The organism is Burkholderia sp. L-4 (assembly GCF_056856535.1).
On the sequence record NZ_JBXEOX010000001.1, the window covers coordinates 2,216,164 to 2,236,635 of the forward strand.

Consider the following 20,472-nt stretch of genomic DNA (forward strand, 5'->3'; position numbering starts at 1 on the left):
CCTCGAACGCATGCGGAAATGCAAGCGGATGAATCAGAGTGGGTGCATCGAGATGCGGCTGTCACGTCGACAGACCCCGCCGCGCGGCGATCCGTTCCCGCGACGTGACAGCGCATTTTAATGAAATCGACCGGGCGCCTTCGCGATTTTTTGTAAAAATTCCCGCAATGCCGTGATTTGCGGAACGTATTGTCGGCCTCCTCGGCCTATGATGGACACGCAATGGGGCGTGTCGCCGGCTTTTTCTTTCAACCGCGAAAGGTTTGGTATCCCGATGCGCACGCCGCTTGAACTCACGCGTTTAAGCCGTATTTAAGTGAACCGGTGGTGTAATATCCGCCGGCTCACGCGGGTCGGAACCGGCCCGCGGCGGGCACGGCCGCGAATGCGCGGCGCCTTTAACCACGGAGGATTTCATGTCGCTTTTCGACTCTATTTCGCGCACGATCAAAGGCCTGCTGAACGATGCGGCCGATTCGGTACAGGATCCGTCGCGCGACGCACGGCAGATCGTGCGGGAGCTCGACGACAGCATCGGCCGCGCCGAGAACTCGCTGATCGAGATCGAGGCACAGGTCGCGACCCAGCGCAGCAAGCGCGATGCGGCCGACGACAAGGTGAAGAAGTACGAGGACGGCGCGAAACGTGCGCTGCAGTCCGGCGACGAAGCACTCGCCCGCGAGGCCCTCGCCGCGCAGTCGAACGCGGAAGCCGAGCGCGATGCGCTCGCGGCCGAACTGACGACGCTCGAGCCGTCGGTCGACAAGCTGAAGGGGCAGATCGCCGACATGCGTCAGCGCCGCAACGACCTGAATGCGCGCTCGAACATCCTGCAGGCCAAGCAGGAAATCGCGCAGGCGAAGGACGTCGCGGCCAGCGCGCTGGGCGGCATCGGCGGCAAGAACCTGTCCGAGGATTTCCAGAAGCTCGAGGACAAGGTCGCGCTGCAGAACGCGCGTTCGGACGCACGCCTGAATTCGGCCGACACGTCGAGCGGCAAGGCGCTCGACGACAAGCTCGCCGCGCTGAACAAGGGCCCGTCGGTCGAGGATCGCCTCGCCGCGTTGAAGAAGCAGCTCGACACGCCCGCGCAGTAACGGCAAACGTGCCGCGCCCCGCCCGGGTGCGCGGCGCGAACCGATCGTCAGGAGACGGGCGCCTGCGCCCGGTTCGACCATGAAGAAATCTCTCGCCGCACTCGGCCTCTCGCTGATGTTGCTGTCGTCCGCCGCGTTCGCGGTCCCGTCGCTGCAGCAGGTCGAGCAATCGATCGCGCAGCGCAACTGGCAACAAGCCGACGCGCAACTGTCGCAAGTCATCGACGCCCATCCGAACAACGCGCACGCGCGCTACCTGTATGCGCAGGTGCTGGACCGCGAGGGCCGCGCGTCCGACGCGCTCGCGCAGCTGCAGCGCGCGAAATCGCTCGATCCGCAACTGCGCTTCACCGACGCGTCGCGGTTCGCACAGACGGAGTCGCGCATTCGCGCCGACGCCGCGCGCGTGAGCGGCAACGTGCCGTCGGCCACGCAGGCCGGCACGCTGCAGCCGGGGCTCGCCCCGGCCGTCGCGCCGGCCGAAAAACACGGTCCGTCGACCGGCATGTGGATCGGCCTCGGGCTGATCGTCGCCGTGATCGCGCTGGTGCTGCGCTGGACGCTGCGGCGCGCACGCACCGCCGACAACGGCCGCGCCGACGACGAACGCCGCGCGCAGCTCAAGCGCGCGACCGACGTGCTGAACGACATCCGTCCGCTGAAACTCGACGCGAAGCTGTCGACGGCGCCCGGCGCCGCGGCGCTCACGGGCGAACTCGAAACGATCGAGGCCGACGCGCGCACGCTCGTCGAGACGCTGTCGAACGGCAAGAATCCGGTGCCGCCGTATCGCGTCGATGAACTCGAGCAACGCCATGCGAGCGTGAAGGCCCGCGTCGAAGGCCGGCCCGACCCGGCCGCGCAACCCGCGGCACCGGCGAACGGCAGCGGCTCCGTGTACGCGCAGGAAGCCGATCGCATGACGGGCGCACAGGGCCAGCCGTATCAGCAGCCCTACCCGCCGCAACAGCCGTATCCGCAACAGCAGCCGCCCGTCGTGATCCAGCAGGGCGGCGGCGGTTTCGGCGGCGGGATGGGCGGGCTGCTGACCGGCGTGCTGCTCGGCGAGGCGATGTCGGGCGGCCGCGAGCGCGTGGTCGAACGCGACGTGATCGTCGACGGCGAGCGCCGCCGGCAGGAAGCCGACCCGGGCTTCGACCTCGGCCGCGGCGACGATTCGAACTGGAGCGACGGCAGCGGCGGTGGCGGCGGCATGGACCTCGGCAGCAACGACGACGACTGGACCGACGACAACACCTGATCGCCCATGCGCGGGGCGCCGGCGCGCATGCCGGCGCCCCGTCACGCACGCCACGCTTCGCTGCACGGCCGGCCGCGCCCACGCGCGGATTTGTCAATCATTTCAAGATGGACTACCGGCAATGGGGAGCGTTCGTTATCATGCGGCCATCGGCGTGCCACCGACCCTCATTCGACGCAAAGCAATCCTGCGCGTCGCGGCACGCCTCCCCTCGCCCCAACCAGGAGAAAGCCGCTCATGAGCATCATCAAGGAATTCAAGGAGTTCGCCGTCAAGGGCAACGTGATGGATCTCGCCGTCGGCGTGATCATCGGCGGCGCATTCTCGAAGATCGTCGACTCGGTCGTGAAAGACCTCATCATGCCGGTCATCGGCGTGCTGACCGGCGGTCTGGATTTCTCGAACAAGTTCGTTCTGCTCGGCACCATCCCCCCGACGTTCAAGGGTAATCCCGATTCGTTCAAGGACCTGCAGGCCGCCGGTGTCGCCGCATTCGGTTACGGCTCGTTCATCACCGTGGCGATCAATTTCGTCATCCTCGCGTTCATCATTTTCCTGATGGTGAAATTCATCAACAAGCTGCGCAAGCCGGAAGAAGCCGCGCCGGCCGCGACGCCGGAAGACACCGTGCTGCTGCGCGAGATCCGCGATTCGCTCAAGCAGCGCTGAGCGCCAAGCGCTCCGCCCGCCAGGCCCGCCGCGTGCGGGCCTTTTTATTGCGCGCGGCGCACCGCCACAAGCGGCCTATCTCACTTTTTTGTGACGGGCGAATGCACGCGCGGGAAAAGCAGGTCTATGATGGAGACTAAACGACAGTACGGGCGCCAAGACGCTGGCTGTGTCGATCATGGCGAGCAGGTCGACGGGAGACATTGATCGTCGTACTGCACGAATGCAGCATTTTCGTGTGCTATAAAGGATCGACATGCGGCGTACATAGCCGGGAGTGGGTCGCATGAAAGTGCCGCATTTCTTGCAATTGTTTTTGAGGCGAGTGTTTATGTCCTTCCCGAAAAAACGTCGGCGTGCGCAACAGGATGGCCAGGAGTCGTTCCTCGCGGTCTTGCGCCACTCGAAACCGTTTGCGCAACTCGACACCAAGATTGCCCGCGCCCGTGCGCAGGACGAACCCGTCCTCTATGCGCACGTGCTGCCCGGTCTCGACGTGCTCCTGTGCAGCGTACGCGGCGCCCAGCCGCCCTATCCGGCGATCGCGGAGCTGCGCAAGCGCTGCATCGAATCGATCGCCAACGCGCTCGAGCAGCCGCTCGACGGCCTCGAAAACGGCGGCTACTGGTACGAGGCGAACGGCTTCGGCTTCCTCGTATTCGCGAGCCGTGCGCGAGCGCGCATCCTGCCCGAGTTTGGTGCAGGCACGAAAGCGAGCCTGCGCGGCGGGCTCGGCCGCCAGAACGCCGGCGACACGACACCCCGCTCGCTCGGCTGATTCGCCAGCCATTCGATGGGCCGCCTCCGGGCGGCCCATCTGTCATTCACGCGCTCCGCTTGCCCGTCACGATGCCTGCCCGCGGCCGTTGCCCGGCCGCACGATGTCGATGAACGCGGCGAAATCCGCGCCCGCGAGCCCCTGCGCGGCACCGAGCCGCAGCACCTGCTGGACGGTGGCCGACACGGGCATCACCGCGCCCGTGTCGCGCGCGGCATCGGCAATCGCATCGACATCCTTCTGGAACGTGCCGAGCGCGCCGATCGGCGGATGACCGCCCGACGTCATGCGCGGCACGAACGTCTGCAGCAGCACCGAGTCGGCCCAGCCGCCGGACAGCGCCTCGGCCAGGCGCGCGGCGTCGATGCCGCTCGCCTGTGCGAGACCGACGGCCTCGGCGATCGCCGTGACCGTCGCGGTGACGATCGCCTGGTTGCACAGCTTCGCCGTCTGGCCCGCGCCCGCGTCGCCCATGTGCGTGACACGCGACGCGTACGAGTCGATCAGCGGCCGCACCGCGTCGAGATCGGCCGCGCGGCCGCCCGCCATCACCGCGAGCGTGCCGGCCTGCGCGCCCGGCACGCCGCCGGACACCGGCGCATCGACCCAGCCGACCCCGAGCGCGGCCGCGCGCGCCGCGTAGTCGCGCGTCGCCGCGGGCGGAATGCTCGAATGATCGACGATGCGCAGCAGGCGGCGCGCAGCCGCGTCACCGGAGAGCAGCCCGTGCTCGCCGAACACGACGTCGCCGACCGCACGGCCGTCGAGCACGCACACGAATACCGTCTCGACACGTTCGGCCAGTTCGCGCGGCGTGCCGGCCACCTGCGCACCGTCCCCGACCAGCGCCTCGGCCTTGTCGCGCGAGCGGTTCCACACGCTGACGCGGTGCCCCGCCGCCAGCAAATGCCGAATCATCGGCGCGCCCATCAATCCCGGTCCGCAAAATCCGACTTCCACGATGTTCCTCGTCTCCAATACGGGTTGCACTTGCCGCCCATCATACCTATCACTCAAGAAGCCGGGCACGCGCGGCACCGCTTCGGGACCGCGGCTTGCACCGGCAATACGGACCGATATCCCAGGGAGCGCATCATGAGCGACCACGTGTACAAGATGATCGAGCTGACCGGTTCGTCGCGGCAATCGAGCGACGACGCGATCCGCAACGCGATCTCGAAAGCCGGCAAGACGTTGCACAACCTGCACTGGTTCCAGGTGACCGAAACGCGCGGCCACATCGAAGGCGACCAGGTCGTGCACTGGCAGGTCACGCTGAAGGTCGGCATGCGCATCGACGACTGACGCATCCGTCGCCTCACCCGCCGCGTCGCGATCCGGATCCGCACAATACAGACCCGCGCGGCGCGGCGCGTCCCGCATTTCACCTCGTTCGGGCCCCTTGTCGCGGCCCGACCGGCGGGTAGCCGCGGGTATCCATCTCTTGACGCTGCTTTTCGTTCATATTAAAAACAATATACCCACCCCATCCCTCGATCAGCCCAGCCATATAAACCGGAGATAACATGAGTCAGCAACGCGAGGCGATCGACACGTACCTCTTGCGCGTCTTGCACACCTTGTTGATGGAGCGCAGCGTCACGCGCGCGGCCGTCAAACTGAACCAGTCGCAACCGGCGATCAGCGCCGCGCTGCGACGCCTGCGCGACATCACCGGCGATCCGCTGCTGGTGCGCGGCAAATCCGGCATGGTGCCGACCGAATACGGGCTGCGCCTGCTCGAGCCCGTGCAGAACGCGTTGCGTGAAATCGAGCGCATCAAGTTCCAGCAGCACAACTTCGACCCGGCCACGTCGATCCGCTGCTACCGGATCGGCTGCCCCGACTACCTGAACGTGCTGTTCGTGCCGACCGTCGTCGAGCGTTTCCGCCTGGCCGCGCCGAACGCGACGCTCGAGTTCCATTCGCTCGGCCCGGCGTTCGACTACGAGCTCGCGCTGGAAGACGGCAAGCTCGACATCGTCGTCGGCAACTGGCCCGAGCCGCCCGAGCAGCTGCACCTGTCGAACCTGTTCGTCGACGAAATCGTCTGCCTGATGAGCAACACGCACCCGTTCGCGAAGCGCGGCGGGCTCACGCTCGACCAGTACCTGAACGCGCCGCATCTGGCGCCGACGCCGTACTCGGTCGGCCAGCGCGGCGCGATCGACGTGCATCTCGCGCGCGAGCGGCTCAAGCGCCACGTGGTCGTCACGCTGCCGTACTTCAACCTCGCGCCGTACGTGCTCGTGAAGTCGGACCTGATCTTCACGACCACGCGCCTGTTCGCCGATCACTATGCGAAGTTCCTGCCGCTGTCGGTCGTGCCTGCGCCGCTCGACTTCCCGCCGATGCAGTACTACCAGCTGTGGCACGAACGCTGCCATTACTCCGACGAAGTGCGCTGGCTGCGCGGCCTCGTCGCCGAAGCCACCCGCACGCTGATCGAGCCGTAACGGCACGCGCGGCCGGCGGCACGCCCCGTCGGGCGGCGGCCGCCCGACGTCGGTCCCGCGTCAGCGCGAAGCCTCGACGAGCGCGTGCGCCAGCGCGTTGTGGCGCTCGATGACGGGCGGCAGATCGAGCGTCGCCAACCGCCCTTCCCGTACCACCACCTTCCCGTTCACCACCGTGTAGGCCGTCTGCGACGGCGCGCAGAACACGAGCGCCGCGACCGGATCGTGCAGCGCGCCCGCGAACAGCGGCTGGCGCAGGTCGAACGCGGCGAAGTCCGCGGCCATGCCGGGCTTCAGCGCGCCGATGTCGTCGCGGTTCAGCACCTTCGCCCCGCCGAGCGTCGCGATCTCGAGCGCTTCGCGCGCGGTCATCGCGTCGGGCCCGAACCCGACCCGCTGCAGCAGCAGCGCCTGCCGCACTTCCGCGACCATCTGCGCGCCGTCGTTCGACGCGGAGCCGTCGACGCCGAGGCCGACCGGCACGCCCGCGAGACGCATCTTCTTCACCGGCGCGATGCCCGACGCGAGCCGCATGTTCGAGCACGGACAGTGCGCGACGCCCGTGCCGGTGCGCGCGAACAGGCCGATGCCCGCGTCGTCCAGCTGCACGCAGTGCGCATGCCACACATCGTGGCCGACCCAGCCCAGATCCTCCGCATATTCGGCCGGCGTCATCCCGAACTTCTCGCGGCTGTAAGCGATGTCGTTGACGTTCTCCGCGAGGTGCGTGTGCAGCGACACACCGTATTCGCGCGCGAGCACGGCCGCATCGCGCATCAGGTCGCGGCTCACGGAGAACGGCGAGCACGGCGCGACCACCACGCGCAGCATCGCGTAGCGGCCTTCGTCGTGATAGGTTTCGATCAGGCGCTGCGTGTCGCGCAGGATGTCGGGCTCGCGCTCGACGACCGAATCGGGCGGCAGCCCGCCGTCGCGCTGCCCGACGCTCATCGCGCCGCGGCTCGCGTGAAAACGCATGCCGATCCGCTGCGCGGCGCCGATGCTGTCGTCGAGCCGGCTGCCGTTCGGGTAGATGTACAGGTGATCGCTCGACGTCGTGCAGCCCGACTGCAGCAGCTCGGCCATCGCGGTCAGCGTCGACACCTCGATCATCTCGGGCGTCAGGTGCGCCCAGATCCGGTACAGGTTCGTGAGCCAGCCGAACAGTTCGGCGTTCTGCGCCGCGGGCACCGCGCGCGTGAGGCTCTGGTACATGTGGTGATGCGTGTTCACGAGCCCCGGGATCACGAGGTGGCCGCGCAGGTCGAGCACTTCGTCGGCCGTGTCGGGCAGCTCGGCGGTCGGGCCGACCGCGACGATCCGGTTGTCTTCGATGTAGAGCCCGGCATCGCGCAGTTCGCGGCGCGTGTCGTCCATGGTCACGAGCACGTCGGCGTGCTTGACCAGCAGGGTGGTCGGGCGGGATGAGGTGGGGTTCGGCGCGCGTGCGCCAGCGTGCTGCTCGAGGTTCATGCGTTCTCCGCGTCGGTCTGCCTCCAGGCGCTGCCTGGAGGCGGTCACACAGCCGTTCGAACGCTGAATCGCGGCACGCCCCGGTGCCTGCGTCCGTTCGAACGCCCTGGCCCGGTTACCCGGCGTGCTCGCCGTCTTCGGGGTACGCGCGGGCCACGGGCCGACGCGCACGGCGGGAGGATCGCCCACGCGCGCGCAGCGCACAATGCGCGAACCGGAATACCGTGCCTCAGGGTTTCGATATGGTACGCCGCCCGCGGCGGCGCCCGGCGCCCGAAACCGGGCCGGCAGCCTTGCCCGGCGGGCCGTCGACAGCCGCTCATGCTCGGCGCATTATCTTCGATATCGCGCACGTATTTGCACGGGGAACCTTTTTACAATGCCTGCACGGCGCTCGCTTCAATCTCGCCGACGGGTATGTAGCCACGTGTGACGTGGAGCCTCGATCCGCCGCATAGTCAATGGATCGGGTCGCCGCCGAACCTCGCATTCACACAAGGACACAACGAATGGGAAAGCTCACTACCCACGTACTCGATACGGCGCACGGCCGTCCCGGCGCGGCCATCAAGGTGGACCTCTACGCGCTCGACGGCGAATCGCGCCGCGCGATCAAGACCGTGCTGACCAATAGCGACGGCCGCTGCGACGAACCCCTGCTCGAAGGCGCCGCGCTCGCCACCGGCGAATACGAACTCGTGTTCCATGCCGGCGACTACTTCGCGGCGCTCGGCGTGAAGGTGCCCGAACCCCGCTTCGTCGACCGCGTCGTGCTCCGCTTCGGCATCGCCGACGCCGGCTCGCACTACCACGTGCCGCTGCTCGTGTCGCCGTGGTCGTACAGCACCTATCGCGGCAGCTGACAGACGAATCAGCGCCCGCATCGAACAAACGATTTGAGTCTGGAGGAGTTTCATGGAAGGCTTCATCACCGACTGGCTGAACCTCGCGCTGCGATGGCTGCACGTCATCGTCGCCATTGCGTGGATCGGCGAGTCCTTCTATTTCGTCGCGCTCGACAACAGCCTGAAACCGCCGACCGACGCGAACCAGCGCAAGCGCGGCGTGTTCGGCGAGCTGTGGCACGTGCACGGCGGCGGGTTCTACAACATGCAGAAGTACACGGTGGCCCCGCCGGAAATGCCCGATGACCTGCACTGGTCGAAGTGGCCGTCGTACACCACGTGGCTGTCGGGCTTCTCGCTGTTCTTCGTGCTGTACCTGCTCGCGCCGAACACGTACCTGATCGACAAGAGCGTGCTCGACATGGGCCCGGTGGTCGCCGTCGCCTCCGCGCTCGGCTTCCTCGCGGCCGGCTGGATCGTCTACGACTCGCTGTGCCGCATCCTCGGCACCAACGACCGCGTGCTCGGCATCTGCGTCGGCCTCTACGTCGTCGTCGCCGCGTACCTCGCGTGCCACATCTTCTCGGGCCGTGCCGCCTACCTGATCGTCGGCGCGATGCTCGCGACGATCATGTCGGCGAACGTGTTCTTCGTGATCATCCCCGGCCAGCGCAAGATGGTCGACAAGATGCTCAAGGGCGAGGAACCGAACCCGATCTACGGCAAGCGCGGCAAGCAGCGTTCGGTGCACAACACGTACTTCACGCTGCCGGTCGTGTTCGCGATGCTGTCGAACCACTATGCGATGACGTACACGAACAAGTTCAACTGGGTCGTGCTCGTGCTGATCATGCTGGCCGGCGCGCTGATCCGCCAGTTCTTCGTGATGCGCCACCGCGGCAAGCAGTTGTGGTACCTGCCGATCGGCGGCGTCGCGCTGCTGTCGGGCGCGCTGGTGTGGACGATGCCGAAGCCGGTCGCACCGGAAGCGCAGGCCGCGAACGCGCCGAAGATCGCGATCAACGACATCATGCCGATCCTGCAGCAGCGCTGCGTCGAGTGCCACTCGTCGAAGCCGACGCTGATGGGCAGCGCTCCCGCAGGCGTGATGTTCGACACGCCGGACGAAGTGTCGAAGAACGCGCAGCGTATCTACGAACAGGCCGTGCGCCTGAAGGCGATGCCGATCGGCAACGTCACGCACATGACCGACGACGAGCGGACCAAGCTCGCCGCCTGGTTCGAGGGTGGCGCGGTCAAGTAAGCCGCCGTGCGCCGGTCGCCGGCGCGATCCTCTCCGTTCGCGGGCCCGGTGACGGGCCCGTTTTTTTCATGCGCCGCGTGCGCCGCATGCACTTCGGGCACTAGCCGCGCATCGCGTCTCGCTGCAGGGCAACAAGCGCATCGCGCGCGCGCGGGCCGTCGTCGACCGGTACGAAGATGTGATCGTGGCATGCGGCGGCCATCACGTTGCAGCTGATGCCGGCCGCGCCGAGCGCCCGCGCGAAGGCGGCCGTGAGACCGACGGCCGCGAGATCGGAATGGACGGTGAGCGTGATCCATGCGGCGCGGAACAGCACGGGCCAGCCGCGACGTGCTGCCGTTGCCTCTTCGACCACGACCGTCAGCCCTTCCGCTTCGCGGAACGTCGCGATGACTTCGGATAACGATACGTCCGCACCGGTCGGCAGCGACACGAAGGCGAACGCGCCCGGATGCAGTTCGGGTTGCATCGTCCGTAGCAGGACCCTGAGGTCGTTTTCAGGTTGGCTCATCGAAGGGGCACGTCCGGCGCCGGACGTCGTGCGGTGGTAATCCGGGCACGATAGCACGCACGACGACGCGCTACGCGTGCGCCATCGCCGCTTCGTCCGCGAGCCAGTCGCGCAACGCGACGATGCGCGGATCGTCCTGCGTGTGCGCCGGATACACGACGTGATACGCGAGCCCCGGCGCCACCTCGACGTTCACGTCGAACAGCCGGACGAGGCGCCCGTCCGCGAGATCGCGCGCAATCATGTGCGGCTCCGCCAGGCCGATCGTCGTACCGTCGATCACGGCCTGCACGACGTGGCTCGAATCCGGAAACGCAACGCACCGGCTGTCGTCGAAACCGTCGACGCCGGCGGCGGCCATCCACGCCGACCAGCGCGGCCAGGTCACGCCGTCGACTTCGCAGTCGGCGTGGCAAAGCGTGTGGCGCAGCAGGTCGCGCGGCTTGCGCAACGCGGGGCCGGCCGACACCAGCGCGGGGCTGCAGACCGCGACGACCGATGTGCCGAACAGGCGCTGCACGCACGCGTCGCGATAACGCCCGGTGCCGAAGCGGATCGCGACATCCACGTCGTCGCCGTCGAAATCGCGCAGCCGGTCAGTGATGTCGAACGTCAGTTCGAGCGCCGGATGCGCGGCCTTGAGGCGCGGCAGACGCGGCAGCAGCCAGTGCGTCGCGAAGCGCGCGCCGACCGACACGCGCAGCTCCGTCCGCTCGCGCGCGATGCGCCGGGCCCGGACGGTCGCGTGGCGCAGGCTCGCCAGCGCATCGGCGGCTGCCGCAGCCAGCACCGCGCCGGCCGGCGTCAGCCGGATGCTGCGGCTCGTCCGGACGAACAGTTCGATGCCGAGTTGCGCCTCGATTTCCTTGATCTGGTGACTGACGGCTGCCGGCGTCAGCCCGACCTCGTCGGCCGCCCGCGAAAAATTCAGGTGCCGCGCCGCCGCCTCGAACGTCCTCAGCGCGCGCGTGCCAGGCCACATGCGTTCCATCGATCTTCAAACAGAATTTGACGACCGTTCCAAAACTACTCGTTTTTCACGACACCATCAATCGGCAAACAATAGGTTTTCTTGAAGATGCCGCGCCGCCCCGCGCCCGCGGCCAACCTGGAGATTCGCCGATGACCGCTGCACCGTTCCCGTCCGTCGCCCACATCAACGGCGTGGCCGCCACACCCGATGCGCTTGCCGCGCTGGCTTTCGCGGGCCACGCACATTTCACCGCGATGCAGGTTCGCGACGGCCGCGTACGCGGCCTTGACCTGCACCTTGCACGGCTGCGCGATGCATCGAACGCGCTGTTCGGGCATGCGCTGCCCGATGCACGGATTCGCGCGTTCCTGCGCGCCGCGCTCGATCGTGCGCCGTCGGCGCTGTCGCTGAGCGCGACCGTCCATGCGACGACCGGCGAATTCGCCGCGCCGCGCGACGACGAAGCGCTCGACGTGCTGATCCGCACCGCCGCGCCGTCGTCGGGGCCGGCCGGCCCGCTCGATCTCGCGCTGTTCGAACACGAGCGCGTGCTGCCAGACATCAAGCACGTCGGCGAAGTCGCGAAAACGCACTTCCTGCGCCGTGCGGCGGCGCAAGGGTTCGACGACGCGGCGTTCATCGATCGCCGTGGACGCATCAGCGAAGGCTCGATCTGGAACATCGCGTTCTGGACCGGCGACGCGCTCGTGTGGCCGGTGGCCGGCATGCTCGGCGGTGTCACGATGGGCATCCTGCGGCGGCAGCTGGCACGTCTGGGCATCGCGCAGCACGACCGTGAAGTGACGCCGGCCGACCTGCCGTCGATGGCCGGCGCCGTCGTGATGAATTCGTGGACGCCGGGCATCGCCGTGCGCCGGTTCGGCACGGCGACGCTGCCCAATTCGCCGTCGCTGGCCGCGCGACTGCATCGCGCGTATGAACAGGAGCCGCCCGTCGCGCCGTGATACGCACGCGCCATGCTCACGCATCGGCCGACTCCGGCAGCCGTGCGATCGCCTTGATCTCGAACTGGAAACCGTACAGCCAGGTCACGCCGACGGCGGTCAGCGCCGGATGCGGCGCATCGCCCCAGTATTCGGGGACGATCGCCCAGATCCGTTCGAACGTCTCCTCGGGATCGACGAGGAACACCGTCACGTCGACGACGTCGTCGAACGTGCAGCCGGCCGCGCGCAGCACCGCATTCAGGTTGTCGAACGCGCGGCGGACCTGCGCGCCCAGCTCCGGCTCGGGCGAACCGTCGTCGCGGCTGCCGACCTGCCCGGACACGAACAGGAAGCCGTTCGCGCGCACCGCCGGCGAATAGCGATTGCGGTCATACAGCGCCCGGCGACCGGGCGGAAAAACTACGCTACGCTTTGCCATTCAACCCCTCCATCGGTCGGTGGGGCGTCGCCGCCCCGGTCTCAACGATGAAGGCACTTTAAGGACCGTTGCACGGCGGATAAACCGGCAACCTTGTCCAACACTGTTTGCGCGCGCCAAACAATGTCCGGGCGCCGCGGAGTCCTGACCCGATGGATCGATTCGACGCAATGCAGGCGTTCGCCCGCGTGGTGGAGGCCGGCAGCTTCACGAAGGCGGCCGACACGCTGCACATGAGCCGCACCACCGTCACGCAACTGGTGCAGCAACTCGAGGCGCGGCTGCGCGTGAAGCTGTTCCACCGCACGACCCGCAAGGTCGTCGTCACGGCCGACGGTGCCGCGTACTACGAGCGCGTCGTGCGGCTGCTGGCCGACATGAACGATGCCGAAACGAGCCTGTCCGCCGCGTCGGCGTCGCCGACGGGGCGGCTGCGCGTGGACGTGCCGACCCCGCTCGCGCGCCTGATCCTGATCCCCGCGCTGCCCGCGTTCCATGCGCGCTATCCGGACATCCAGCTCGACATGGGCGTGAGCGACCGCGTGGTCGACGTGATCGGCGAGAACGTCGACTGCGTCGTGCGCGGCGGCGAGCCGGCCGACCGCTCGCTGATCGCGCGCCGCATCGGCGACCTGCGGCTCGGCGTATACGCGTCGCCCGCTTACCTCGCGCGCGCCGGCACACCGACGCACCCGGGCGAACTCGAAGGCACGCATCACCGCATCGTCGGCTTTCTGTGGGCGCGCACCGGCAAGGCACTGCCGTTTGCGATGGCGCGCGACGGCGAGCAGATCACCGTACGCGGCCGCTACGTGCTCGCCGTCGACGACGGCAATGCGTACCTCGAAGCCGGCCTCGCCGGGCTCGGCATCCTGTGGCTGCCCGACTACATGGCCGCCGCGTATCGCACGCGGGGCGAACTCGTACCGCTGTTCGAGCCATGGCAACTCGAACCGATGCCGATGTACGTCGCATTCCCGCCGAACCGCCACGTCAGCGCAAAGCTGCGCGTGTTCGTCGACTGGGTCGCCGACCTGATGGCCGAGCATGCGCCGGTCGCGAACCGTCGTCGCGGCGGCGGTTCGCGCGACGCGCGCAAGGCCGTGTTGACCTGAGTCGCGACAAAGCGAGCGCACATAAAAAAACCCGCGCATCTTGCGCGGGTTTCGGCGGGCAGGCAACGGAAGCGTCGACGACTCAGGCGGTCAGCGCATGCAGCGCCTCGTCGGTGAGCCAAAGCGATTCCTGCAGATCCTGCTCGTTCAGGTTCAGGCCGTCACCGCCGCGATCGACGACGATGAAATCGCTGACGCCGCCGAGCGCGATCAGCGGATGATGCCACACGCCCTTCGCGTAGTTGACGCCCTGCCAGCCGCTCGTCACGAACGCACGGATCTTCGCCGGATCGAGATCGCCCGCGGGCGCGACGACGACGAGATACGGCTGGTCGTTCAGCGGCACGAACGCCTGGCTGCCGAGCGGGTGCCGCTCCAGCATCTTCACTTCGAACGGCAGCGTGCGCGGCTGGCCGCGGAACAGGTTGACGAGCGTGCGGCCGCCCTCGTCCGTCACGTCGACTTTCGCGAGATCGTGAAAGCGGATCGTCGTGCCGAGGTTGATCGGGATCTGCTTCGCCCCGTCCGTTTCGATCACGTCGCCGAACGGCGCGAAGGCTTCCCTGGTCAGCGGTTCGATAACGAGCGTCTTCATTTGTCGAGCGTTCCCCACAGGCGCAGGCGCGACACGCCGCCGTCCGGAATGATGTTCAGTCGCACGTGCGTGACAGGGCCAAGCGACGCGATGTCCTGTTCGAAATAGTGCTGCTTGTCCATCTGCAGTTTCTGTTCGCCGAGCAGCACCGGCCAGAACATCGACTGCGTGATCAGCGAGCTGTCCGTGCCGCCCGACACGTACGCGGCCTGGATCGAGCAGCGGTCCGGGTAGTTGCCCTTGAAGAACGCGGTATCGACTTCGATCTTGCGGATCACGCCCGGCTGCGCGAGCGCGATGATCGCCCAGTCGTTGCCCGGCTCGCGGCGGCGGCGGGTTTCCCAGCCGTCGCCCATGTTCACGCCGCGGCCCGGCAGCAGCAGGTTCGACGCGACGCCGAAGTGCTGGTTGTTCGCGGCCACGACGTAACCGCCGTTTTCCATCGCCGCGAGGTCGAACTGCTCGGTCGCGCTCGCGCCGGCCCAGTCGAGCTGCGGCTGGCCGTACACGCGCAGGCGGGCGATGCCGCCGTCCGGGTAGATGTTCACGCGCAGGTGCGTGAACGCGCGTGCGTCGCTCGCTTCGACGTAGTGATGGCTGTTGCCCTGCAGCGTTGTCGACGGCACGATCTCGACCCACTCGGTCGCATGCGTCGGCGCGCCGTCGGCCACGAACGCGGCCTCGATCGACGCGGCCGGCGGGAAGTTGCCGGTGAAGTGGCTCGTGTCGATGTCGAAGCCCTTGATCACGCCCGGGCGCGCGAGCTTGACGATGCACCAGTCGTACCCCGTCGTGCGCTTGCGGCGCGTTTCCCAACCGTCCATCCACTTGCCGTGGTCGTCGTACTTGCCGGGGATGAAGACGGCCGGCTCGGGGTTCAGCATCCGGTCCTTCGGCGCGAAGAAATCGTCGCTGGCCTCGAGCGCCTGCGCACCGAGACGCGGGTCGGCAAGATTCACGTAGCGCCGCGTGAATTCGGGTGCGTTGGGATCGAGAAGCGGAACAGCCATGATGTTTCCTTGTTTCAGTGATTGCGATCCGGCCGCCGCGACGCAGCGGGCCGTGCGCGGTGTCAGGCGTCGATCAGGTCGTCGAGGCGAAAGCGCGCGATCCGGTAGATCTGGTCGAGGCTCGCACGCAGTTCCTCGGCGCGCGAATGATTCACGCGCGACTCGAAGTTCGCGATGATGCCGTGGCGGTCATAACCGCGCACCGCGAGGATGAACGGGAAGCCGAACTTCTCGCGATACGTGCGGTTCAGCGTCAGCAGCTTGTCGAATTCTTCCTGCGTGCACTGGTCGAGGCCCGCACCGCTCTGCTCGCGCGTCGACTCGGCCGTCAGCTCGCCGCGCACGGCGGCCTTGCCGGCCAATTCCGGGTGAGCGTTGATCAGCGCGAGCTGGCGCGCTTCGCCGCCCGTTTCCACCGCGTCCGCCATCGTCTTGTGCAGCGCGTCGATGCTCGCGAACGGCCGCTCGCCCGCGGCGACCTCGGCCACCCACGGCGAATGTTCGAAGATCCCCGACAGCGCCGCGACAAATGCGCTCGGCGCCATCGTGTTCAGTTGTTCCAACGTGTAGCGCATCGCCTTCATGCTTTCCCTTCGTCTTGATGATTGGGCTGATACGGATGATGTTCACGCCAGTGGCGCGCGATATCGACACGGCGCGTCACCCAAACGCGATCGTGCTTCTCGAGGTGATCGAGAAAACGCTGCAGCCCGCGGAACCGGCCCGGCCGGCCGAGCAGCCGGCAATGCATGCCGATCGACAGCATCTTCGGCGCCTCGTCGCCCTCCGCGTACAGCACGTCGAATGCGTCGCGCAGGTAGTCGAAGAAGTGATCGCCGGTGTTGAAACCCTGCGGCGTCGCGAAGCGCATGTCGTTCGTGTCGAGCGTGTACGGCACGATCAGTTGCGGCGACGTGCCGCCGCCCGACACCTTGACGTCCATCCAGAACGGCAAGTCGTCGCCGTAGTTGTCGGAGTCGTACAGGAAGCCGCCGTATTCCGCGACCAGGCGGTGCGTATTGGGGCTGTCGCGGCCGGTATACCAGCCGAGCGGACGCTCGCCCGTCACGCGCTCGATCGCTTCCATCCCGAGGCGCATGTGCTCGGCTTCGAGTTCCGGCGTCATGCTCTGGTAGTGGATCCAGCGCCAGCCGTGGCACGCGATTTCATGGCCGAGCTCGACGAAGGCGCGCGCGAGCTCCGGATGACGCTCGATCGCCATGCCGACGCCGAAGACCGTCAGCGGCATCCCGCGCTTCTCGAATTCGCGCAGGATGCGCCACACGCCGGCCCGCGAACCGTATTCGTAGATCGACTCCATGCTCATGTGGCGGTCCGGATACGCGGCCGCGCCGACGATTTCGGACAGGAACTGCTCGGAGCCCGGATCGCCGTGCAGCACGCAGTTCTCGCCGCCCTCCTCGTAGTTCAGCACGAATTGCACGGCGACGCGGGCGCGCCCCGGCCAGTTCGCCTGAACGGGATGGCGGCCGTAGCCGATCAGGTCGCGAGGATAGTTGGGATCGAGTGACATGGGTTCGAAGTACGGCGAAAGCGGGCTGAAATAATGGGTTCGCATCGACCGCGCGGCGCCGGAAGCCGGCCGCACGAGCCGATGCGATGACGGCCCAGTGTAGCGAAAACGTTCATACGCGCCCATACAGCGACGCAGATAGTGCGTGTCAGACGGTGTGTATGTGCGGTTGCGGCAAATTCGGGACCGGCTCCGCCGCCTCCCCGTCCGGCGGGCTGAAGCGGGCGAATGCGCCGTCGTAGCGTTTCGCCAGCGGCCGCGCGTAATCGCCGCGTTTCGCGGTCGCGAGGCGCAGCGCGACGAGCGCCTCGGCCCACTTGACGGCCGCCGTGACGCCTTCGACCACCGGCGCGCCGATCTGCTGCTCGATCTCGTGCGCGAACTCGGCCATCCCCGCGCAGCCGAGCACGATCGCGTCGGCGCCGTCCTCGTCGAGCGCGCGCCGGCATTCGTCGACGATGATCCGGCGCGCGGCCGAGCCCGGCCGGTCGAGTTCGAGCACCGCGACGTCGGTCGCGCGCACGTTGCGGCAGAAGCGCTTCATCCCGTAGCGCTCCGCGAGGTGCCACGCCATCCCGCAGGTGCGCGCGAGCGTCGTGACGACCGAGAAGCCCGGCGCGAGCACGCTCGCCGCATGCATCGCGGCCTCGGCGATGCCGATCACCGGCCCGCGCGCGAGTTCGCGCGCCGCGTACAGGCCCGGGTCGCCGAAGCACGCGATCACGTAGGCGTCGCAGCCGTCGCGCTCGCCCTGCGCGATCTCGGCGAGCAGCCCCGGCGTCGCGAGCGCCTCGTCGTAATAACCTTCGATCGACGGCGGCCCCATCGGCGGGCTCACCGCGACGATCTCCGTGCCCGCGGCCGCGACCTCGCGGGCGCAGCGCCCCATCGCGTCGGTCATCCGCTGCGTCGTATTCGGATTGATCAGTCGGATCTTCATCGCACGCTCCTCACGCCTTCGTGCTCACGAGCAGCCGGTAGAACACGAAGCCGAGCCCCGCGCCGATGAACCAGGAAAAATTCGCGGCGGCCTGCCAGCCCGGCACCATCACGCAGACGACCGCGATCACGGCCGCCGGCAGCAGCGCGGCGAGCGCGCGGCGGTTCACGCCGCCCGTATACCAGTAGCTGCCACTCTCCGACATCGTGTACAGGTCGTCGCGCACGAGCCGGCCGCGCTTGACGAGATAGAAGTCGGCGATCAGCACGCCGTACAGCGGGCCGATGAACGCGCCGAGCACGTCGAGCGTGTAGTGGATCACGGCCGGGTTGTTGAACAGGTTCCACGGCGTGATGAAGATCGACGCGACGGCCGCGAGCATCCCGCCCGCACGCCAGCTGATCAGCCGCGGCGCGACGTTCGAGAAGTCGAACGCGGGCGACACGAAGTTCGCGACGATGTTGATGCCGATCGTCGCGATCGTGAACGTCAGCGCGCCGAGGATCACCGCGGTCGGATGGTCGATGCGGCCGACCGTCTCGACCGGGTCGGTGATCAGTTCGCCGAACACCGGCAAGGTCGCCGCCGTCGTGATCACCGTGACGAGCGAGAACGCGAGGAAGTTGACGGGCAGCCCCCAGAAATTGCCGCGCTTCACGTCGCCGAACGAGCGGCAGTAGCGCGAGAAGTCGCCGAAGTTCAGCATCGGCCCGGAGAAGTACGACACGACCAGCGACACCGCCGTGATCATCACCGGGATCACTTCCGCGCCGTGATACTTGACGCCGCCGAGGTTGATGCCGATGTTGCGCCAGCCCGCGCGCCACACCATGTAGCCGGCGAGGATGAACATCACGACGTAGACCGCCGGGCCGGCGAAGTCGATGAACTTCTTGATCGTCTCCATCCCGTTCCAGAACACGAACGCCTGAAGCACCCACAGCAGCATGAAGCCGGCCCAGCCGACCGCCGACAGCCCGAGGAAGCCGTAGCGATGGACGTCCGCGTACGGCAGCCATTGCGGGAAGAACTTCAGCACGACGATCACGAGCGCGCTCGACGCGAGATAGGTCTGGATGCCGTACCACGCGATCGCGATCAGCCCGCGGATCACCGCCGGCACGTTCGCGCCGAGCACGCCGAAGGTCGCGCGGCACGCGACCGGATACGGCACGCCGATCTGCTGGCTCGGCCGCGCGATCAGGTTGCACAGCGCGTTCACGAGGCCGATGCCGACGATCAGCGCGATCAGCACCTGCCAGCTCGTCAGCCCGAGCGCGAACAGGCTGCCCGCGAACACGTAGCCGCCGACGCTGTGCACGTCCGACATCCAGAACGCGAAGATGTTGTACGCGCCCCACGTCTGATTCTTCAGGGGTGCCAAATCTTCGTTGTACAGACGTTCGCTGTAACCGTCCGGCAGCGTCGGATCGCCGCCCTCGCCGCCTTCTTTCGCCGGAAAGGCGCTCTCGTGCGCCACACTGAACTGAGCCATGACTTCTCCTTGACGCGGCCGGGCGGCCGCTCCACCGTCATCGATATCGCTCCGGATCGTCGCCCGGAGTCGGACCAGCGGCCCGCGGCAAATACCGCGGGCCTGCATTTCGCTCGTTCTGTGGCGCGCGGCCGGGTTCGCGTCGCCGCTCAGGCGCCGCCGAACACTTCGCGCAAATCGACCTGCCCTTGCGCGGGCCGGTCCAGCATCTTCAGTTCGACATGCTGCAGGTGGCGCGCCATCAGCGTCACCGCCTGCTTCGGGTCTCCCGCCTCCAGCGCGGCGAGGATCTCGTCGTGGTCGTCGCACGAGCACGGGCTGCGCCCGTGCGATTCGTACAGCGCCGACATCAGCGTCGAGCGTGCGACGAGCCCTTCGAGGCACGCGCTGAGCGTCGCATTGCCCATCAGCGTGGCGAGCGCCGTGTGGAATTCGCCCGACAGCCGGATCCACGCCGCGAAGTCGTGCCGCTCGAACGCCTTGCGTTCCTTGTCGATCAGCGCGGCGACGCCCTTGAGCCGCTTCGCGCCGGGCCCGGTTGCCAGCCGCTCGACCACCGCCAGCTCGATGATCCGGCGCATCTCGAACACCTCGTGCACGTCCTGCAGCGTCGGGCTCGCGACGAACGCGCCACGGTTCGGCTCGAGATCGACCAGCTTGTCGGTCGCGAGCTGCGCGAGCGCCTGGCGGATCGTCCCGCGCTTCACGCCGAACACGTCGCAGAGCTGCGCCTCCGTCAGCTTCGCGCCGGGCGCGAGCCGGTGCTCGAGGATCGCGGTGCGGATCCGCTCGGCGATCGCTTCGGGACCGGCTGCGCCGGACGGCTGGGAATCGGGCTCGTTCATGATCTGCATCGTGTGATGGTCCTCATCCTAGGGCGGACATAAAGATTGTCAACAATTCTTTTCCGGTATTTCGCACAATCGGCGTGCATCGACGCGACCCGGTTCGGTGCAGGATGCGCTCATTCCATGCAAGACAAGCCTCACATGCCTGTCTGAGGCCTTTCCTGTCGTATACCCGACCGGCCATTTTGTTGACAAAACTGGTGCATACCCGGGCAACAATCG

At 67.5% G+C, this 20,472-nt stretch carries 22 protein-coding genes; 10 read left to right on the forward strand and 12 right to left on the reverse strand.

Translation table 11 applies throughout. The features are described from left to right. Window positions 1-416: 416 nt before the first annotated feature. The 4 genes from AC1VVG_RS10250 (at window position 417) to AC1VVG_RS10265 (ending at window position 3,805) form a co-directional block, all read left to right on the forward strand. Window positions 417-1,097 (forward strand): PspA/IM30 family protein, encoded by a 681-nt coding sequence (locus tag AC1VVG_RS10250; protein WP_034188789.1) that lies wholly within the window; start codon window positions 417-419, stop codon window positions 1,095-1,097. A gap of 79 nt (window positions 1,098-1,176) precedes the next feature. Next, window positions 1,177-2,358 carry a tetratricopeptide repeat protein gene (locus tag AC1VVG_RS10255; protein WP_482835590.1) on the forward strand — a complete coding sequence of 394 codons (1,182 nt, stop codon included), beginning with the start codon at window positions 1,177-1,179 and terminating at the stop codon, window positions 2,356-2,358. 237 nt (window positions 2,359-2,595) lie between these two features. Further along, window positions 2,596-3,027 (forward strand): large conductance mechanosensitive channel protein MscL, encoded by a 432-nt coding sequence (gene mscL, locus AC1VVG_RS10260; RefSeq protein ID WP_006487991.1) that lies wholly within the window; start codon window positions 2,596-2,598, stop codon window positions 3,025-3,027. Between the two features lie 331 nt (window positions 3,028-3,358). Then, window positions 3,359-3,805, forward strand: coding sequence for a hypothetical protein (locus tag AC1VVG_RS10265; protein ID WP_027784713.1), 447 nt, complete (start codon window positions 3,359-3,361; stop codon window positions 3,803-3,805). 66 nt (window positions 3,806-3,871) lie between these two features. Here AC1VVG_RS10265 and AC1VVG_RS10270 read toward each other — a convergent pair whose 3' ends face one another. Further along, complete coding sequence (locus tag AC1VVG_RS10270) at window positions 3,872-4,765, reverse strand: NAD(P)-dependent oxidoreductase (RefSeq protein WP_069706300.1); 894 nt, start codon at window positions 4,763-4,765, stop codon at window positions 3,872-3,874. A 135-nt stretch (window positions 4,766-4,900) separates the two neighbouring features. On the opposite strand from AC1VVG_RS10270, the gene AC1VVG_RS10275 reads away from it, so the two are divergent. Both AC1VVG_RS10275 and AC1VVG_RS10280 read left to right on the forward strand, forming a co-directional pair. Beyond that, window positions 4,901-5,110 carry a dodecin gene (locus AC1VVG_RS10275; RefSeq protein ID WP_006493215.1) on the forward strand — a complete coding sequence of 70 codons (210 nt, stop codon included), beginning with the start codon at window positions 4,901-4,903 and terminating at the stop codon, window positions 5,108-5,110. A gap of 221 nt (window positions 5,111-5,331) precedes the next feature. Then, on the forward strand, window positions 5,332-6,261 hold the full coding sequence (locus tag AC1VVG_RS10280; protein ID WP_034188792.1) for a LysR substrate-binding domain-containing protein: 930 nt from the start codon (window positions 5,332-5,334) through the stop codon (window positions 6,259-6,261). Between the two features lie 60 nt (window positions 6,262-6,321). Here AC1VVG_RS10280 and AC1VVG_RS10285 read toward each other — a convergent pair whose 3' ends face one another. After that, the gene (locus AC1VVG_RS10285) at window positions 6,322-7,734 is read right to left on the reverse strand and encodes an 8-oxoguanine deaminase (RefSeq protein WP_069706301.1); all 1,413 of its coding nucleotides are present in this window, start codon (window positions 7,732-7,734) and stop codon (window positions 6,322-6,324) included. A gap of 509 nt (window positions 7,735-8,243) precedes the next feature. Between AC1VVG_RS10285 and uraH the strand changes: the two genes are divergently transcribed. Both uraH and AC1VVG_RS10295 read left to right on the forward strand, forming a co-directional pair. Then, the gene (gene uraH, locus AC1VVG_RS10290; protein ID WP_034188794.1) at window positions 8,244-8,597 is read left to right on the forward strand and encodes a hydroxyisourate hydrolase; all 354 of its coding nucleotides are present in this window, start codon (window positions 8,244-8,246) and stop codon (window positions 8,595-8,597) included. A 52-nt stretch (window positions 8,598-8,649) separates the two neighbouring features. Further along, complete coding sequence (locus AC1VVG_RS10295) at window positions 8,650-9,843, forward strand: urate hydroxylase PuuD (RefSeq protein WP_034188795.1); 1,194 nt, start codon at window positions 8,650-8,652, stop codon at window positions 9,841-9,843. Window positions 9,844-9,943: 100 nt separating this feature from the next. Here the strand turns inward: AC1VVG_RS10295 and AC1VVG_RS10300 are convergent, their stop codons facing one another. Together AC1VVG_RS10300 and AC1VVG_RS10305 are read right to left on the reverse strand one after the other, a co-directional pair. Next, window positions 9,944-10,354, reverse strand: coding sequence for an ACT domain-containing protein (locus AC1VVG_RS10300; protein ID WP_034188796.1), 411 nt, complete (start codon window positions 10,352-10,354; stop codon window positions 9,944-9,946). Between the two features lie 70 nt (window positions 10,355-10,424). Beyond that, window positions 10,425-11,345: a LysR substrate-binding domain-containing protein gene (locus tag AC1VVG_RS10305; protein ID WP_482835591.1), complete on the reverse strand. Its 921-nt coding sequence runs from the start codon at window positions 11,343-11,345 to the stop codon at window positions 10,425-10,427. Between the two features lie 131 nt (window positions 11,346-11,476). Between AC1VVG_RS10305 and AC1VVG_RS10310 the strand changes: the two genes are divergently transcribed. Continuing rightward, on the forward strand, window positions 11,477-12,292 hold the full coding sequence (locus AC1VVG_RS10310) for an aminotransferase class IV family protein (protein WP_124608935.1): 816 nt from the start codon (window positions 11,477-11,479) through the stop codon (window positions 12,290-12,292). 16 nt (window positions 12,293-12,308) lie between these two features. Here AC1VVG_RS10310 and AC1VVG_RS10315 read toward each other — a convergent pair whose 3' ends face one another. After that, window positions 12,309-12,713, reverse strand: a complete 405-nt coding sequence (locus tag AC1VVG_RS10315; protein ID WP_034188799.1) for a RidA family protein — start codon at window positions 12,711-12,713, stop codon at window positions 12,309-12,311. A gap of 152 nt (window positions 12,714-12,865) precedes the next feature. Here AC1VVG_RS10315 and AC1VVG_RS10320 point away from each other — a divergent pair, with 152 nt between their 5' ends. Then, window positions 12,866-13,828 carry a LysR family transcriptional regulator gene (locus AC1VVG_RS10320; protein ID WP_049032051.1) on the forward strand — a complete coding sequence of 321 codons (963 nt, stop codon included), beginning with the start codon at window positions 12,866-12,868 and terminating at the stop codon, window positions 13,826-13,828. A gap of 82 nt (window positions 13,829-13,910) precedes the next feature. On the opposite strand, the gene AC1VVG_RS10325 is transcribed toward AC1VVG_RS10320, so the two are convergent. The 7 genes from AC1VVG_RS10325 to AC1VVG_RS10355 all read right to left on the reverse strand — a co-directional run bounded on the left by AC1VVG_RS10325 (window position 13,911) and on the right by AC1VVG_RS10355 (window position 20,256). Further along, on the reverse strand, window positions 13,911-14,423 hold the full coding sequence (locus tag AC1VVG_RS10325) for an ureidoglycolate lyase (RefSeq protein ID WP_034188801.1): 513 nt from the start codon (window positions 14,421-14,423) through the stop codon (window positions 13,911-13,913). Next, the gene (alc, locus tag AC1VVG_RS10330) at window positions 14,420-15,433 is read right to left on the reverse strand and encodes an allantoicase (RefSeq protein ID WP_034188802.1); all 1,014 of its coding nucleotides are present in this window, start codon (window positions 15,431-15,433) and stop codon (window positions 14,420-14,422) included. Before alc ends, AC1VVG_RS10325 begins: the two co-directional genes overlap by 4 nt. A 62-nt stretch (window positions 15,434-15,495) precedes the next feature. Beyond that, window positions 15,496-16,017: a 2-oxo-4-hydroxy-4-carboxy-5-ureidoimidazoline decarboxylase gene (gene uraD, locus AC1VVG_RS10335; protein WP_124669720.1), complete on the reverse strand. Its 522-nt coding sequence runs from the start codon at window positions 16,015-16,017 to the stop codon at window positions 15,496-15,498. After that, window positions 16,014-16,967, reverse strand: a complete 954-nt coding sequence (gene puuE / locus AC1VVG_RS10340; RefSeq protein ID WP_034188804.1) for an allantoinase PuuE — start codon at window positions 16,965-16,967, stop codon at window positions 16,014-16,016. Before puuE ends, uraD begins: the two co-directional genes overlap by 4 nt. A 148-nt stretch (window positions 16,968-17,115) precedes the next feature. Continuing rightward, entirely contained in the window at window positions 17,116-17,907 is a 792-nt protein-coding gene (locus tag AC1VVG_RS10345; protein WP_034188805.1) for an aspartate/glutamate racemase family protein, read from the reverse strand. 10 nt (window positions 17,908-17,917) lie between these two features. Then, window positions 17,918-19,402 carry an NCS1 family nucleobase:cation symporter-1 gene (locus AC1VVG_RS10350; protein WP_069706305.1) on the reverse strand — a complete coding sequence of 495 codons (1,485 nt, stop codon included), beginning with the start codon at window positions 19,400-19,402 and terminating at the stop codon, window positions 17,918-17,920. Between the two features lie 149 nt (window positions 19,403-19,551). Further along, window positions 19,552-20,256 carry a GntR family transcriptional regulator gene (locus AC1VVG_RS10355; RefSeq protein WP_034188807.1) on the reverse strand — a complete coding sequence of 235 codons (705 nt, stop codon included), beginning with the start codon at window positions 20,254-20,256 and terminating at the stop codon, window positions 19,552-19,554. Window positions 20,257-20,472 lie beyond the last annotated feature (216 nt).

Bases quoted from the DNA above. Each gene is read 5' to 3' on its own strand.
- AC1VVG_RS10250 (WP_034188789.1), top strand. From the start codon at position 417: ATGTCGCTTTTCGACTCTATTTCGCGCACGATCAAAGGCCTGCTGAAC.
- AC1VVG_RS10255 (WP_482835590.1), top strand. From the start codon at position 1,177: ATGAAGAAATCTCTCGCCGCACTCGGCCTCTCGCTGATGTTGCTGTCG.
- mscL (WP_006487991.1), top strand. From the start codon at position 2,596: ATGAGCATCATCAAGGAATTCAAGGAGTTCGCCGTCAAGGGCAACGTG.
- AC1VVG_RS10265 (WP_027784713.1), top strand. From the start codon at position 3,359: ATGTCCTTCCCGAAAAAACGTCGGCGTGCGCAACAGGATGGCCAGGAG.
- AC1VVG_RS10275 (WP_006493215.1), top strand. From the start codon at position 4,901: ATGAGCGACCACGTGTACAAGATGATCGAGCTGACCGGTTCGTCGCGG.
- AC1VVG_RS10280 (WP_034188792.1), top strand. From the start codon at position 5,332: ATGAGTCAGCAACGCGAGGCGATCGACACGTACCTCTTGCGCGTCTTG.
- AC1VVG_RS10285 (WP_069706301.1), bottom strand. From the start codon at position 7,734: ATGAACCTCGAGCAGCACGCTGGCGCACGCGCGCCGAACCCCACCTCA.
- uraH (WP_034188794.1), top strand. From the start codon at position 8,244: ATGGGAAAGCTCACTACCCACGTACTCGATACGGCGCACGGCCGTCCC.
- AC1VVG_RS10295 (WP_034188795.1), top strand. From the start codon at position 8,650: ATGGAAGGCTTCATCACCGACTGGCTGAACCTCGCGCTGCGATGGCTG.
- AC1VVG_RS10300 (WP_034188796.1), bottom strand. From the start codon at position 10,354: ATGAGCCAACCTGAAAACGACCTCAGGGTCCTGCTACGGACGATGCAA.
- AC1VVG_RS10305 (WP_482835591.1), bottom strand. From the start codon at position 11,345: ATGGAACGCATGTGGCCTGGCACGCGCGCGCTGAGGACGTTCGAGGCG.
- AC1VVG_RS10310 (WP_124608935.1), top strand. From the start codon at position 11,477: ATGACCGCTGCACCGTTCCCGTCCGTCGCCCACATCAACGGCGTGGCC.
- AC1VVG_RS10315 (WP_034188799.1), bottom strand. From the start codon at position 12,713: ATGGCAAAGCGTAGCGTAGTTTTTCCGCCCGGTCGCCGGGCGCTGTAT.
- AC1VVG_RS10320 (WP_049032051.1), top strand. From the start codon at position 12,866: ATGGATCGATTCGACGCAATGCAGGCGTTCGCCCGCGTGGTGGAGGCC.
- AC1VVG_RS10325 (WP_034188801.1), bottom strand. From the start codon at position 14,423: ATGAAGACGCTCGTTATCGAACCGCTGACCAGGGAAGCCTTCGCGCCG.
- alc (WP_034188802.1), bottom strand. From the start codon at position 15,433: ATGGCTGTTCCGCTTCTCGATCCCAACGCACCCGAATTCACGCGGCGC.
- uraD (WP_124669720.1), bottom strand. From the start codon at position 16,017: ATGAAGGCGATGCGCTACACGTTGGAACAACTGAACACGATGGCGCCG.
- puuE (WP_034188804.1), bottom strand. From the start codon at position 16,967: ATGTCACTCGATCCCAACTATCCTCGCGACCTGATCGGCTACGGCCGC.
- AC1VVG_RS10345 (WP_034188805.1), bottom strand. From the start codon at position 17,907: ATGAAGATCCGACTGATCAATCCGAATACGACGCAGCGGATGACCGAC.
- AC1VVG_RS10350 (WP_069706305.1), bottom strand. From the start codon at position 19,402: ATGGCTCAGTTCAGTGTGGCGCACGAGAGCGCCTTTCCGGCGAAAGAA.
- AC1VVG_RS10355 (WP_034188807.1), bottom strand. From the start codon at position 20,256: ATGCAGATCATGAACGAGCCCGATTCCCAGCCGTCCGGCGCAGCCGGT.